General features: G+C 37.3%; 24 protein-coding genes. All 24 read right to left on the bottom strand.

Annotated features, from left to right (window positions below):
* Positions 1-93 precede the first annotated feature (93 nt).
* Entirely contained in the window at positions 94-609 is a 516-nt protein-coding gene (gene rplQ / locus OQ268_RS16740; RefSeq protein ID WP_265857833.1) for a 50S ribosomal protein L17, read from the bottom strand.
* A gap of 127 nt (positions 610-736) precedes the next feature.
* Positions 737-1729, bottom strand: a complete 993-nt coding sequence (locus tag OQ268_RS16735) for a DNA-directed RNA polymerase subunit alpha (protein ID WP_056848536.1) — start codon at positions 1727-1729, stop codon at positions 737-739.
* Positions 1730-1814: 85 nt separating this feature from the next.
* Positions 1815-2423: a 30S ribosomal protein S4 gene (gene rpsD, locus OQ268_RS16730; protein WP_265857831.1), complete on the bottom strand. Its 609-nt coding sequence runs from the start codon at positions 2421-2423 to the stop codon at positions 1815-1817.
* 62 nt (positions 2424-2485) lie between these two features.
* Positions 2486-2875: a 30S ribosomal protein S11 gene (gene rpsK / locus OQ268_RS16725; RefSeq protein WP_010599885.1), complete on the bottom strand. Its 390-nt coding sequence runs from the start codon at positions 2873-2875 to the stop codon at positions 2486-2488.
* A 152-nt stretch (positions 2876-3027) separates the two neighbouring features.
* Positions 3028-3405 (bottom strand): 30S ribosomal protein S13, encoded by a 378-nt coding sequence (rpsM, locus tag OQ268_RS16720; RefSeq protein ID WP_010599886.1) that lies wholly within the window; start codon positions 3403-3405, stop codon positions 3028-3030.
* Between the two features lie 70 nt (positions 3406-3475).
* The gene (rpmJ, locus tag OQ268_RS17905; protein WP_010599887.1) at positions 3476-3592 is read right to left on the bottom strand and encodes a 50S ribosomal protein L36; all 117 of its coding nucleotides are present in this window, start codon (positions 3590-3592) and stop codon (positions 3476-3478) included.
* A gap of 1 nt (position 3593) precedes the next feature.
* Entirely contained in the window at positions 3594-3812 is a 219-nt protein-coding gene (gene infA / locus OQ268_RS16710; RefSeq protein WP_010599888.1) for a translation initiation factor IF-1, read from the bottom strand.
* 71 nt (positions 3813-3883) lie between these two features.
* Positions 3884-4669: a type I methionyl aminopeptidase gene (gene map / locus OQ268_RS16705; protein WP_265857828.1), complete on the bottom strand. Its 786-nt coding sequence runs from the start codon at positions 4667-4669 to the stop codon at positions 3884-3886.
* A 9-nt stretch (positions 4670-4678) separates the two neighbouring features.
* Complete coding sequence (gene secY / locus OQ268_RS16700; protein WP_265857826.1) at positions 4679-6019, bottom strand: preprotein translocase subunit SecY; 1341 nt, start codon at positions 6017-6019, stop codon at positions 4679-4681.
* Positions 6020-6026: 7 nt separating this feature from the next.
* Positions 6027-6473, bottom strand: coding sequence for a 50S ribosomal protein L15 (gene rplO, locus OQ268_RS16695; RefSeq protein WP_265857824.1), 447 nt, complete (start codon positions 6471-6473; stop codon positions 6027-6029).
* Between the two features lie 103 nt (positions 6474-6576).
* Entirely contained in the window at positions 6577-6756 is a 180-nt protein-coding gene (gene rpmD / locus OQ268_RS16690) for a 50S ribosomal protein L30 (RefSeq protein WP_010599892.1), read from the bottom strand.
* A 4-nt stretch (positions 6757-6760) separates the two neighbouring features.
* Positions 6761-7279, bottom strand: coding sequence for a 30S ribosomal protein S5 (gene rpsE, locus OQ268_RS16685; protein ID WP_010599893.1), 519 nt, complete (start codon positions 7277-7279; stop codon positions 6761-6763).
* A 17-nt stretch (positions 7280-7296) separates the two neighbouring features.
* Positions 7297-7650, bottom strand: a complete 354-nt coding sequence (gene rplR, locus OQ268_RS16680) for a 50S ribosomal protein L18 (protein ID WP_265857822.1) — start codon at positions 7648-7650, stop codon at positions 7297-7299.
* A 5-nt stretch (positions 7651-7655) separates the two neighbouring features.
* Entirely contained in the window at positions 7656-8213 is a 558-nt protein-coding gene (gene rplF, locus OQ268_RS16675) for a 50S ribosomal protein L6 (protein ID WP_265857820.1), read from the bottom strand.
* A 19-nt stretch (positions 8214-8232) separates the two neighbouring features.
* Complete coding sequence (gene rpsH, locus OQ268_RS16670; RefSeq protein ID WP_322974032.1) at positions 8233-8631, bottom strand: 30S ribosomal protein S8; 399 nt, start codon at positions 8629-8631, stop codon at positions 8233-8235.
* Between the two features lie 151 nt (positions 8632-8782).
* Positions 8783-9052: a 30S ribosomal protein S14 gene (rpsN, locus tag OQ268_RS16665; protein ID WP_010599897.1), complete on the bottom strand. Its 270-nt coding sequence runs from the start codon at positions 9050-9052 to the stop codon at positions 8783-8785.
* Positions 9052-9618 (bottom strand): 50S ribosomal protein L5, encoded by a 567-nt coding sequence (rplE, locus tag OQ268_RS16660; protein ID WP_323670600.1) that lies wholly within the window; start codon positions 9616-9618, stop codon positions 9052-9054. Before rplE ends, rpsN begins: the two co-directional genes overlap by 1 nt.
* Complete coding sequence (rplX, locus tag OQ268_RS16655) at positions 9615-9956, bottom strand: 50S ribosomal protein L24 (protein ID WP_265857816.1); 342 nt, start codon at positions 9954-9956, stop codon at positions 9615-9617. The genes rplE and rplX overlap by 4 nt, the downstream gene beginning before the upstream one ends.
* Before the next feature lies 1 nt (position 9957).
* Positions 9958-10326, bottom strand: coding sequence for a 50S ribosomal protein L14 (rplN, locus tag OQ268_RS16650; protein ID WP_008244575.1), 369 nt, complete (start codon positions 10324-10326; stop codon positions 9958-9960).
* A 1-nt stretch (position 10327) separates the two neighbouring features.
* Positions 10328-10582: a 30S ribosomal protein S17 gene (rpsQ, locus tag OQ268_RS16645; RefSeq protein WP_010599901.1), complete on the bottom strand. Its 255-nt coding sequence runs from the start codon at positions 10580-10582 to the stop codon at positions 10328-10330.
* Between the two features lie 13 nt (positions 10583-10595).
* Positions 10596-10808, bottom strand: a complete 213-nt coding sequence (gene rpmC / locus OQ268_RS16640; protein ID WP_055910078.1) for a 50S ribosomal protein L29 — start codon at positions 10806-10808, stop codon at positions 10596-10598.
* A 72-nt stretch (positions 10809-10880) separates the two neighbouring features.
* On the bottom strand, positions 10881-11303 hold the full coding sequence (rplP, locus tag OQ268_RS16635) for a 50S ribosomal protein L16 (protein ID WP_010599903.1): 423 nt from the start codon (positions 11301-11303) through the stop codon (positions 10881-10883).
* 40 nt (positions 11304-11343) lie between these two features.
* On the bottom strand, positions 11344-12186 hold the full coding sequence (gene rpsC / locus OQ268_RS16630; protein WP_265857808.1) for a 30S ribosomal protein S3: 843 nt from the start codon (positions 12184-12186) through the stop codon (positions 11344-11346).
* A 9-nt stretch (positions 12187-12195) separates the two neighbouring features.
* The gene (gene rplV, locus OQ268_RS16625; protein WP_265857806.1) at positions 12196-12558 is read right to left on the bottom strand and encodes a 50S ribosomal protein L22; all 363 of its coding nucleotides are present in this window, start codon (positions 12556-12558) and stop codon (positions 12196-12198) included.
* Positions 12559-12564 lie beyond the last annotated feature (6 nt).

Below are 12564 nucleotides of genomic sequence, written 5' to 3'. Positions count from 1 at the left end.
AGTAAGATAAATAAAGTATATCCGTACAGAAAAAAGGCACAAAAAAAATCCCGTTCATTTGAACGGGATTTAGCATTCTATAATAGAATAAGATTATTCGCCTTTTTGCTCTTCTTTAGCTGGTGCTTCTTCAGTTGCAACTTCTTCAGTAGTGTCAGCTTTCGCTTCAGCAGCCTTAGGAGCAGCTTTGCTTCTACCACGACGCGTAGTTTTCTTCTCCTCTTTTGCCTCTACATCTTTACCGTAAACTTCATTATAATCTACCAATTCGATTAAAGCCATTTCAGCGTTATCACCTTGACGATTGTTTAACTTAATGATACGAGTATAACCACCTGGACGGTTAGCCACTTTCTCAGCAACCTCACGGAACAAAATAGTTACGACTTCTTTATCCTGTAAGTAAGAGAAAACCGTACGACGAGAGTGCGTAGTATCGTTTTTTGATTTGGTAATAAGCGGCTCAACATATGTACGTAATGCTTTAGCCTTAGCTAAAGTTGTAGATATCCTTTTGTGCTTAATTAGTGAAGTAGCCATGTTAGCTAACATCGCTTTTCTGTGGCTGTCGGTTCTGCCTAAGTGATTAACTTTTTTACCGTGTCTCATTGTTTTTGAATTAAGTGTATACCGTCTCTTCGCAGAGGGAATTATACACTGTGAAATAATATTTTACTATTAAAGTAGTAAGTTTTAAGCTTTACGTGATTGGTACTGCCTATAACTTATAACAATTTTATTCTTCGTCTAATTTAAACTTAGACAAGTTCATGCCGAACGACAAACCTTTTGATTTAACTAATTCCTGAATCTCAGTTAAAGATTTTTTACCGAAGTTTCTGAATTTCAACATATCAGCAACATCGTAAGAAACTAAATCTGCCAAGGTGCGGATATCTGCAGCTTTTAGGCAGTTTAATGCCCTAACTGAAAGATCCATATCTACTAATTCAGTTTTAAGGATTTTACGCATATGTAAAATTTCCTCATCTACCTCTTTAGTTTCTTCTTTGGCTTGAGATTCTAACACCAAGTTCTCATCAGAGAATAACATAAAGTGTTGGATAAGGATTTTAGCCGCTTCCTTTAATGCTTCTTCTGGATGGATAGAACCATCTGTAGAAATATCTAAAACCAATTTCTCATAATCCGTTTTTTGCTCAACACGAAAGTTTTCGATCGTGTATTTCACATTTTTCATCGGAGTATAAATTGAATCGATCGCAATAACACCTACAACAGCATCAGCAACTTTATTTTCTTCAGCCGGTACATAACCACGTCCTTTATTGATGGTTAATTCCACTTCCAAAGTAACAGATTTATCCATATTGCAGATTACATGCTCTGGATTTAAAACTGTAAAGTTGTTAGAGAATTTAGTGATATCGCCAGCTTTAAACTGATCTTGACCATTAACAATGATAAAAACCTTCTCAGCATCTCCTGAATCACCAGTTTTCTTAAAACGTACTTGTTTCAAGTTTAAGATGATATCAGTTAAATCTTCTACAACACCTTTCATGGTAGAAAATTCATGAGAAACGCCTGAAAAACGAATAGTAGTAATAGCATAACCTTCTAATGAAGAAAGTAAGATTCTTCTTAAGGCATTACCAATTGTTACACCGAAACCGGGCTCTAAAGGACGAAATTCAAATGTGCCATCGAAATCAGTTGATTTCTGCATGATCACTTTGTCTGGTTTCTGAAATGCTAAAATTGCCATTTATAATTTTTTAAATTCGTTATTGAATATATAGTAACAAGAAAAAAGTTAATTGCCCTTTCGAGGCAATTAACTATCTTATTTATTACTTTGAGTATAACTCGATGATTAGGTTTTCCTTAATGTTTTCAGGAATCTCATCACGTTGAGGATAGGTTAAGAATTTACCAGTTAATTCACTAGCGTTCCATTCTAACCAAGCAAACTTATTGATTGCTCTACCAGCAACTGAGTTACTAATTGATTCTAATGATTTAGATTTTTCGCGAACAGCAACCACATCTCCAGCTTTTAACTGGTATGAAGGAATATTTACAACTTCGCCATTCACTGTTACGTGTTTGTGGCTAACCAACTGGCGTGCACCAGAACGGGTTGTAGAAATACCTAAACGATAAACTGTATTATCTAAACGTGCTTCTAACAATTGAAGTAAGTTATCTCCAGTGATACCTGCACGAGAAGATGCTTTTTTAAACAAGTTACTGAACTGCTTTTCTAATACACCATAAGTATATTTTACTTTTTGTTTTTCCATTAACTGGATTGCATATTCAGATTGTTTACCTCTTCTTTTTGATGAGCCATGCTGCCCAGGAGGATAATTTTTTCTGTCTAATACCTTATCAGGACCGAAGATTGGTTCTCTGAATTTACGGGCGATTTTTGATTTTGGGCCTGTATATCTTGCCATTTTTTGTTTTGTTTTAAAGTACCATTCGGCCTATAACCGAAGATTCTTAGCTTTAAAATTAATTAAACTCTTCTCTTTTTAGGAGGACGACATCCGTTGTGTGGAAGTGGCGTAATATCTTTAATAGATGTTACCTCTATACCAGCTACCTGTAAAGTTCTGATTGCAGATTCGCGACCTGAACCAGGACCTTTTACAAAAACCTCAACTTTACGCAAACCTAGGTCGAATGCAACTTTACCGCAATCTGATGCTGCTTGACCAGCTGCATAAGGCGTGTTCTTTTTAGAACCTTTGAAGCCCATTTTACCTGCAGAAGACCATGAAATAGTCTGTCCGTTGTTGTTTGTTAAGGTAACGATGATGTTGTTGAAAGTAGCATTGATGTGTGCCTGTCCAACAGGCTCAATTACAACGATACGTTTTTTTGTTACTTTTTTGCTCTTAGCCATTTTATCTTTTTAGATTTGAGATATGAGAAGTGAGATAGGAAACAAACGCTACCTCGGCACTCAGTATCTAATTTTTATCTTTCTATTCCAGATTTGAGCAGAGTAAAAGATATTTTCATATCTAGAATCTCACATCCCACATCTATCAATTTCTATTTAGTAGCTTTTTTCTTGTTAGCAACTGTTTTTCTCTTACCCTTACGAGTACGTGAGTTGTTTTTAGTGCGCTGACCACGAGAAGGCAAACCTTTCCTATGGCGTAAGCCACGGTAACAACCAATATCCATTAAACGTTTAATGTTTAATTGAACCTCAGAACGTAAAGCACCTTCTACTTTAATCTCATCGTTAATCATCGTACGTATTGCTGATAATTCATCATCAGACCAATCTTGTACCTTTTTGTTCAAATCGATACCTGCAGTAGTTAATATACGTTGTGCAGTTGTTCTACCTATTCCGTAGATATAAGTTAAACCGATCTCTCCTCTTTTGTTTCTTGGTAAATCAATACCTGAAATCCTTGCCATATTTATGTATGTATTTAAGTAAGTCCGAACGGCGGGCCACCGTTGTACGGCACGTTACAATGTTTTTAAATTACCCTTGACGTTGCTTGTATTTAGGATTTTTCTTGTTGATAACGTAAAGTTTACCTTTACGGCGAATAATCTTGCAATCAGCGCTACGTTTTTTAATTGATGATCTAACTTTCATTTTATTTATATCTATAAGTGATGCGTCCCTTTGTCAAATCATAAGGAGACATCTCTAATTTTACTTTGTCGCCAGGTAAGATCTTGATGTAGTGCATACGCATCTTACCTGAAATGTGGGCAATGATCTCATGTCCGTTCTCAAGTTCTACCCGGAACATCGCATTAGATAATGCTTCTCTTATTACTCCGTCTTGTTCAATTGAGGCTTGTTTAGCCATATTTTATTGATTGTTACTTAATTAGCTGCTTCTAAACAGGGTTGCAAAATTAAATAAAATATTTTAATTATTTAATTTTTTTGTTGTAAAACTTTTTCTATCAACGAAAAGCTAGATAAAATATCTGCTTTGCCCTTTTTGATCGCAACAGTATGTTCGAAATGTGCAGATGGTTTATTGTCTTTACTGGTAACTGTCCAGCCATCTTTATGAAATTTTACACCAGCTACACCAGCATTAATCATCGGCTCGATTGCGATTACCATCCCCTCCTCGAGTTTAGGTCCTGCACCACGTTTTCCGTAGTTTGGTACCTCAGGTTTTTCATGCAGTTTAATACCAACCCCATGGCCAACAAGTTCTCTAACTACACCGAAACCATTTGCCTCTGCATATTGCTGAACCGCGAAGCCGATATCTCCAACACGCATTCCCACCACAGCTTTATCAATCGCAAGATCAAGGCATTTTTTGGTTACATCTACCAACTTTTGCTTTTCTTCATCAATTTGGCCGATGGAAAAAGTGTAGGCTGAATCTCCGAAATAACTGTTTTTGATTACACCACAATCAACAGAAATCAAGTCGCCATCTTTAATTACATACTCGCTTGGAAATCCATGAACAACTTGCTCATTTGGCGAAATGCATAAAGAATTGGGAAAGCCGTTGTAATTTAAAAACGCCGGCGTTGCACCATTGTCACTAATAAATTCGTAAGCCAACTTGTCTAATTGAATTGTAGTCATGCCTGCCTTTATTACTTTAGCAACTTCTGCCAATGTACTCGAAACAAGCATGGCGCTTTCGCGGATCAATTCAATCTCTTCTGAAGATTTATAGTAGATTTTAGACATTCCTAAAGCCTACAACGCAGCATTACTGCTGGCAGCAGGAATACCAGTTCTACCAGTTACCCTACCAGTTTTCATCAAACCATCGTAATGACGCATAAGCAGATAACTTTCAATTTGCTGTAAAGTGTCTAACACAACACCTACTAAAATTAAAAGTGAAGTACCACCAAAGAAATGCGCAAACTCTTGCTTAATTCCAAACTTAACAGCAATAGACGGCAAAATCGCGATGATCGCTAAGAAAATTGCACCCGGAAAAGTAATCTTCGAGATAACATCATCTATGAAAGTAGACGTTGCGAACCCTGGCTTAACACCTGGAATAAAACCTCCGTTTTTCTTCATATCATCACTCATTTGAGTTGGATTTACCGTAATTGCAGTATAGAAGAATGTAAATGCAATAATTAAAAATGCGAATGTTAAGCTGTAAGCCAAAGAAGTAGTGTTACTAAATTGGATTAGCCATGAATCTTGAAAAGAAGGAACAAACTGCATTAAAGCACCTGGGATAAACATCAATGCTTGAGCAAAAATGATAGGCATAACCCCAGCTGCATTCACTTTCAAAGGAATGTACTGACGAACACCACCAAACTGGCGGTTGCCTACAATTTTCTTAGCATACTGAACAGGCACCTTGCGTACGCCCTGAACAATTAAGATAGTAAACATCACAACTGCAAAAAGCGCAACAATTTCCAAAACCAAGGCAACAGGGCCTCCGCCTTCACTTGATGAACCTACACGTGCGCTAAACTCTTGAGAAATGGCTACTGGTAAACGAGCAATAATTCCCACCATAATAATTAATGATGTACCATTACCAATTCCTTTATCAGTAATTTTTTCACCTAACCACATTACAAATAGCGTACCCGCAGTCAATACGAATGTTGATAATACTAAGAATAGGGTGTTTGGCAAAAGTATAGCCTCAGGCGGAACCTGTGTTTTAACGTAACCAACAGATTGAACGACAGTAATCGCCACCGTAAGGTAACGTGTAATCTGGTTCATTTTTTTTCTACCACTTTCGCCTTCTTTCTGCATTTTTTGGAAAGAAGGAACAGCAATACCTAATAGTTGCACCACAATCGACGCAGAGATATAAGGCATTACCCCCAAAGCGAGAATAGACACACGTGAGAAAGAACCACCGGCAAACATATCTAGTAAGCCTAAAAGTCCTGATTTTTCATTTGCGCCTAAAGCATTTGGATCTACACCTGGCAAAACCACGTGCGATACGAAACGGTATACCAAAAGAATTAAGAGCGTAAACAAGATACGCTCTTTTAATTCTTGAATTTTCCAGATATTACTTAAAGTAGTAAATAGCTTCTTCATTTAATAATTACAATTTTACAATTGAACCACCTGCCGCTTCAATAGCTTTTTGTGCGGTTGCAGAAAACGCATGTGCAGTTACATCTAATTTTGCTTTAACTTCTCCACGACCTAAGATTTTAACCAAGTCGTTTTTCGAAGCCAAACCATGTAATTGTAAAGCAGCGAAATCGATAGTTGTTAAGCTGTGTTTCTCAGCTAAATTTTGTAACACATCTAAGTTTACACCAACATATTCGGTACGGTTAATAGGTTTGAAGCCTACTTTAGGCACACGGCGTTGTAATGGCATTTGACCACCTTCGAAACCGATTTTAGTTGAGTGACCAGAACGAGAACCCGCACCTTTATGACCACGAGTTGAAGTACCACCACGACCAGAACCTGTACCGCGACCAATCCTTTTGCTGTTTTTTGTAGAACCTTTTGCAGGTTTTAAATTACTTAAATTCATTTTTTTGAATTTGTGTTGCCCTTCGCTTTCACTAAACAGGTACAACGATTAAACATATATAAAGGTAGTGATAGCGGTTGCCAACACTACCTTCAAATCTTTATTAAATTGCTTCGATTGCTACTAAGTGATTCACTTTACGAACCATACCGATTATCTGCGGTGTAGCTTCTACCTCAACACTTTGGTTCATTTTAGATAAACCCAAAGCCTGAACGGTTCTTTTTTGGCGCTCGCTTCTGTCGATAACGCTTTTTACTTGTGTTATTTTGATCTTAGCCATGATATTATCCGTTAAATACTTTGTTTAAATCTATACCACGAGTTTGAGCTACTGTGTAAGCATCACGCATTTTCGTTAATGCATCTACAGTTGCTTTTACTACGTTGTGTGGGTTCGATGATCCTTTAGATTTTGCTAATACGTTATGCACACCAGCACTCTCTAATACAGCACGCATCGCACCACCAGCAATTACTCCGGTACCCACCGCAGCTGGCTTTATTAAAACAAAACCACCTGAGAATTTACCGATTTGCTCGTGAGGAACAGTACCGTTTAAAATTGGAACTTTTACCAAGTTCTTTTTAGCATCGTCTACACCTTTAGCAATTGCTTCAGTTACCTCTTTTGCTTTACCTAAACCGAAACCAACAACACCGTTTTCATCTCCAACAACAACAATTGCTGAGAAGCTGAAAGTACGACCACCTTTGGTTACTTTAGCAACACGTTGTATACTAACCAAACGATCCTTTAATTCGATATCGGTGGTTTTAACTCTTTTTATATTGATAGTTGACATCTTACTTTTTCCTCAGATTAAAATACTAAACCAGCTTCGCGGGCACCCTCTGCCAACGATTTTACACGACCGTGGTATAAATAGCCATTTCTATCGAAAACAACTTGTTTAATACCAGCAGCAATTGCTTTTTCAGCTACTAATTTACCTACAGCAACTGATTGGTCGCTTTTGTTACCAGTACCAGTAAAATCTTTTGATAATGATGATGCTGAAACTATTGTTATACCGGTTACGTCGTTAATTACCTGAGCATAAATACCTTTATTGCTTCTAAATACAGATAACCTTGGACGCTCTTCCGAACCGGTAAGTCTTTTTCTGATCCCTTTTTTAATACGATCTCTTCTTGATAATTTTTTACCTGCCATGATTACTATTTTTTAGATGCTGATTTACCTGCTTTTCTTCTTAACACTTCACCTACAAACTTAATACCTTTACCTTTGTAAGGCTCTGGTGCACGTAACGAACGAATTTTCGCTGCTACCTGACCAATTAATTGTTTATCGATACTCTCTAAAACAATTTTAGGTGTTTGTCCTTTCTCAGAAGATGTAGTTACCTTAATTTCTTCTGGTAATTGGAAAACATAGTGGTGAGAATAACCTAAAACTAAATCTAGTGTATTACCTTGGTTTGTAGCACGGTAACCAACACCTACTAATTCTTGAGTTAATTTATAACCTTCTGTAACACCAATAACCATGTTATTAAGCAATGAGCGATATAAACCGTGTAATGCTTTGTGTTTCTTTTGTTCTGATGGACGTTGAACTGTTAAAATTCCATCCTCTTGACTTACAGTGATGTCTGCATCTACTGCTTGTGTTAATTCACCTTTAGGGCCTTTAACAGTTACCACGTTATCGTTAGATACGGTAATTGTAACACCTGAAGGGATTGTAATTGGGGCTTTTCCTATTCTTGACATTGTGTAGTTCTCCTAAAAATTAATAAACGTGACACAATACCTCACCACCAATATTCAATTTGGCTGCTTCTTTATCAGTCATTACACCTTTTGAAGTCGATAAGATTGCGATACCTAAACCGTTTAATACTCTTGGCATATTTTCAACACCAGCATAGTTTCTCAAACCTGGTTTACTTACTCGCACTAATGTACGAATAGCAGGAACTTTAGTAATAGAATTGTATTTCAAAGCTATTTTAATGGTGCCTTGAACTGTAGTATCTTCAAACTTATAGTTCGCGATGTAACCTTTATCGAAAAGAACTTTTGTAATTTCTTTTTTAAGGTTTGATGCAGGAATTTCTACAACACGGTGGTTGGCCTTAATGGCATTCCTTACTCTTGTTAAATAATCTGCTATTGGATCTGTATTCATTATTTATTGTTTTTGATAGTGGTTTCCTTCTGCTACCCAGCTGTGGGACCTGCTATCGGTTAAAATTCTTTTAAAAGCACAAAGACTAAAGCACAAAGATTAAAGCGACATTAATTCGCTTTAATCTTTGAACTTTCAGCTTTAAGCTATATTACCAAGATGCTTTCTTAACACCCGGTATTTTACCGTCTAGCGCCATTTGGCGGAAAGTTACCCTTGAAATACCAAAGGTACGCATATATCCACGTGGGCGGCCAGTTAATTTACAACGGTTGTGTAAACGTACTGGAGATGAGTTTTTAGGTAATTTATCTAAACCTTCGAAATCTCCCGCAGCTTTTAATGCTGCACGTTTTTCAGCGTATCTAGCTACCAATTTTTGGCGCTTAACTTCGCGTGCTTTTACACCTTCTTTTGCCATTATTCTGCTGTTTTTTGATTTTTAAATGGTAATCCGAATTGTTTCAATAACTCAAGCGCTTCAACGTCAGATTTTGCCGAAGTTACGAAAGTTATATCCATCCCTAAAATTTTATTGATTTTATCTATATTAATCTCAGGAAAGATGATTTGTTCAGTAACACCTAATGTGTAGTTACCTCTTCCATCGAAACCTTTATCGTTAATACCTTTGAAATCACGAATACGTGGCAAAGCTACAGAGATCAAACGATCTAAGAACTCGTACATATTGTTATCACGTAATGTTACGCGTACACCAACTGGCATACCTTTACGTAATTTAAAGTTAGAGATATCTTTTTTAGATTGTGCCTGAACCGCTTGTTGTCCAGTAATGGTAGACAATTCAACGATTGTCGTATCCATAATCTTTTTATCAGTAACAGAAAAACGACCTACACCCTGGTTGATACAGATTTTCTCCAATTTAGGAACCTGCATTACAGTTTTATACTGAAATTTTTCTTTTAACGCATTTACAACTTCTTCTTTGTATTTGCTTTTTAATCTAGGTGTAGCCATTATTTAATTTCCTCCCCTGAAATTTTAGCAACTCTAACGATTTTACCATCAGCGTTTAGTTTACGACCAACGCGTGTGGTTTTACCAGATTTTGGATCAACCAACATCAAGTTAGAAATGTGAAGAGCAGCTTCTTTTTTAATAATACCACCGTTCGGATTTGCAGCATTTGGTTTAGTATGTTTAGATACTAAGTTAATGCCTTCTACAATGGCTCTGTTTTTATCTATTTGTACTGAAAGTACTTTTCCTTGTTGACCTTTTGAATCGCCAGCAATTACTTTAACTAAATCTCCTGTGCGGATTTTAAGTTTCGATGGTGTATTTACTTTGTTTCCCATTTTATAATACCTCCGGTGCTAATGATACAATTTTCATGAATTGTTTTTCACGTAGTTCTCTCGCAACCGGGCCAAAGATACGTGTACCTCTTGGCTCATCCTGTGCGTTCAATAATACAGCAGCATTATCGTCAAAACGGATATAAGAACCATCTTTACGACGAATTTCTTTTTTAGTTCTTACAACAACTGCTTTAGAAACTGTACCTTTTTTAATATTACCTGACGGTAATGCGCTTTTTACGGTAACAACTATTTTATCACCAATTGAAGCATAACGTTTGCCGGTTCCACCTAGCACGCGAATTACCAATACTTCTTTTGCGCCGCTGTTATCAGCAACGTTTAATCTCGATTCCTGTTGTACCATCTTATTTAGCTCTTTCTAAAATTTGTACCAATCTCCAGTTCTTGTTTTTACTCAAAGGACGAGTTTCCATTATCAATACAGTATCACCGATACCACATTCATTCTTCTCGTCGTGAGCCATAAATTTGGTAGTTTTCTTAACGAACTTACCATAAATCGGGTGTTTTACTTTACGTTCCACGCTCACTACAACAGATTTATCCATCTTGTTGCTTACAACCAATCCCGTTCTTGTTTTTCTTAATTGTCTTTCCATGTCGACTTTCAAATTAATTAGTTTCAGTAGCTGACTCCGTGTTTTTCACTTTAGTCAACTCAGTGTTTAAACGGGCTATGTCTTTCCTTACTTTTGCAATACGTGAAGGATTTTCGATAGCTGAAATAGTGTGAGCGAACTTCAATTTCGATAAGTTCTCTTTTTCTTCCGCAATCTTAGCTACTAATTCTTCTTTTGAAAGCCCTGTGATTTCTGAATTTTTCATTTTGTTTTTCTTTTACGTTGAGTGTAGCGGTTATAATAAACAAGTATTTACAACATTCACCTCAACACTTTACTATGCTTCTACGTAATCTCTACGCACTACGAATTTGGTTTGGATTGGTAATTTCTGAGCTGCTAAACGTAATGCTTCTTTAGCTACTTCTAAAGGCACACCTTCAGCTTCGAAAATTACGCGTCCAGGTCTTACAACTGCTACCCAATACTCAGGAGCACCTTTACCTTTACCCATACGTACCTCAGCAGGTTTTTTAGTTACTGGTTTGTCCGGGAAAATCCTGATCCATACTTGGCCTTCACGTTTCATGAAACGTGTAACCGCGATACGGGCAGCCTCTATCTGGCGACTTGTAATCCAAGTTGCTTCTAAAGATTTGATACCGAAAGATCCGAATGCTAATTCAGCTCCACGAGAAGCTAAACCCTTCATTCTGCCTTTTTGCATCTTCCTGAACTTCGTTCTTTTTGGCTGTAACATTTTATTTTGTTCTAATCGTTAAACGATGTTAATAAATCAATTATTTACGAGGACCTCTGTTAGCGCCTGCGCCACCACCTCTGTTTGCACCACCTTGGCCCGGACCACGACCACCGCCTTGGTTTCCACCACGTCTGTCGTTACCACCACGGTTATCTCTTCCACCACCTCTGTTATCTCTTCCACCAAATGCTGGTTTCTCTGATTGGCCTTTTGGACCGTTGTTTGTCGAGCCAATGTTTGGAGACAAATCACGTTTTCCATAAACCTCACCTTTACAGATCCACACTTTTACGCCGATTTTACCATAAGTGGTTAAAGCTTCAGCTAAAGCATAGTCGATATCAGCACGGAATGTATGCAAAGGCACTCTTCCCTCTTTGTACTGCTCAGTACGTGCCATTTCAGCACCACCTAAACGACCAGAAGTCATGATTTTAATACCTTCAGCACCCATACGCATTGTTGATGCGATAGAAGATTTCATTGCTCTACGGAATGAGATCCTTGCTTCTAATTGTTTTGCAACACCTTCTGCAACTAATTGTGCATCAAGTTCTGGGCGTTTAATTTCGAAGATGTTAATTTGAATTTCCTTCTTAGTTAATTTCTTTAACTCTTCTTTAATTTTATCAACCTCAGCACCTGCTTTACCGATTACAATACCTGGACGGGCTGTGTGAATGGTTACAGTAATGCGTTTCAATGTACGCTCGATAACCACTTTAGCAACACCACCTTTAGCAATACGAGCAGAAAGGTATTTTCTTATTTTCTCATCTTCAACTAATTTATCGGAGTAGTTGTTGCCACCGAACCAGTTAGAATCCCATCCTTTGATGATACCTAACCTGTTACCTATTGGATTTGCTTTTTGTCCCATTTCCTAAAATTAGTTTTGAGTTGTTTCTGTATTTTTACTATCTACAATCAGCGTTACGTGGTTAGAACGTTTACGAATTCTATATCCACGGCCTTGAGGCGCTGGACGTAAGCGTTTTAACTGACGGCCACCATCAACCATAATTGTTTTAACAAAAAGTTGACTTTCTTCAGGGCGAGCACCTTCATTTTTAGATTCCCAGTTTTTGATAGCAGATAATAATAATTTCTCAACTCTTATTGCTGCTTCTTTGTTGGTAAACTTTAAAATGCTTAATGCTTTCTCTACACGTTCACCTCTGATAAGATCTACAACCAAACGCATCTTACGCGGTGAGGTTGGACAATTGTTTAATTTTGCTACTGCTTCCATTGTCTA

This window comes from Pedobacter sandarakinus, assembly GCF_026240095.1.
GTDB classification, from domain to species: domain Bacteria; phylum Bacteroidota; class Bacteroidia; order Sphingobacteriales; family Sphingobacteriaceae; genus Pedobacter; species Pedobacter sandarakinus.
Note: the sequence above shows the minus strand (reverse complement) of the source record. Positions and strands in the feature narration are given on the sequence as shown.

Coding starts and splice junctions, on each gene's coding strand:
- rplQ (WP_265857833.1), bottom strand. CDS start 609: ATGAGACACGGTAAAAAAGTTAATCACTTAGGCAGAACCGACAGCCAC.
- OQ268_RS16735 (WP_056848536.1), bottom strand. CDS start 1,729: ATGGCAATTTTAGCATTTCAGAAACCAGACAAAGTGATCATGCAGAAA.
- rpsD (WP_265857831.1), bottom strand. CDS start 2,423: ATGGCAAGATATACAGGCCCAAAATCAAAAATCGCCCGTAAATTCAGA.
- rpsK (WP_010599885.1), bottom strand. CDS start 2,875: ATGGCTAAGAGCAAAAAAGTAACAAAAAAACGTATCGTTGTAATTGAG.
- rpsM (WP_010599886.1), bottom strand. CDS start 3,405: ATGGCAAGGATTTCAGGTATTGATTTACCAAGAAACAAAAGAGGAGAG.
- rpmJ (WP_010599887.1), bottom strand. CDS start 3,592: ATGAAAGTTAGATCATCAATTAAAAAACGTAGCGCTGATTGCAAGATT.
- infA (WP_010599888.1), bottom strand. CDS start 3,812: ATGGCTAAACAAGCCTCAATTGAACAAGACGGAGTAATAAGAGAAGCA.
- map (WP_265857828.1), bottom strand. CDS start 4,669: ATGTCTAAAATCTACTATAAATCTTCAGAAGAGATTGAATTGATCCGC.
- secY (WP_265857826.1), bottom strand. CDS start 6,019: ATGAAGAAGCTATTTACTACTTTAAGTAATATCTGGAAAATTCAAGAA.
- rplO (WP_265857824.1), bottom strand. CDS start 6,473: ATGAATTTAAGTAATTTAAAACCTGCAAAAGGTTCTACAAAAAACAGC.
- rpmD (WP_010599892.1), bottom strand. CDS start 6,756: ATGGCTAAGATCAAAATAACACAAGTAAAAAGCGTTATCGACAGAAGC.
- rpsE (WP_010599893.1), bottom strand. CDS start 7,279: ATGTCAACTATCAATATAAAAAGAGTTAAAACCACCGATATCGAATTA.
- rplR (WP_265857822.1), bottom strand. CDS start 7,650: ATGGCAGGTAAAAAATTATCAAGAAGAGATCGTATTAAAAAAGGGATC.
- rplF (WP_265857820.1), bottom strand. CDS start 8,213: ATGTCAAGAATAGGAAAAGCCCCAATTACAATCCCTTCAGGTGTTACA.
- rpsH (WP_322974032.1), bottom strand. CDS start 8,631: ATGAATACAGATCCAATAGCAGATTATTTAACAAGAGTAAGGAATGCC.
- rpsN (WP_010599897.1), bottom strand. CDS start 9,052: ATGGCAAAAGAAGGTGTAAAAGCACGCGAAGTTAAGCGCCAAAAATTG.
- rplX (WP_265857816.1), bottom strand. CDS start 9,956: ATGGGAAACAAAGTAAATACACCATCGAAACTTAAAATCCGCACAGGA.
- rplN (WP_008244575.1), bottom strand. CDS start 10,326: ATGGTACAACAGGAATCGAGATTAAACGTTGCTGATAACAGCGGCGCA.
- rpsQ (WP_010599901.1), bottom strand. CDS start 10,582: ATGGAAAGACAATTAAGAAAAACAAGAACGGGATTGGTTGTAAGCAAC.
- rpmC (WP_055910078.1), bottom strand. CDS start 10,808: ATGAAAAATTCAGAAATCACAGGGCTTTCAAAAGAAGAATTAGTAGCT.
- rplP (WP_010599903.1), bottom strand. CDS start 11,303: ATGTTACAGCCAAAAAGAACGAAGTTCAGGAAGATGCAAAAAGGCAGA.
- rpsC (WP_265857808.1), bottom strand. CDS start 12,186: ATGGGACAAAAAGCAAATCCAATAGGTAACAGGTTAGGTATCATCAAA.
- rplV (WP_265857806.1), bottom strand. CDS start 12,558: ATGGAAGCAGTAGCAAAATTAAACAATTGTCCAACCTCACCGCGTAAG.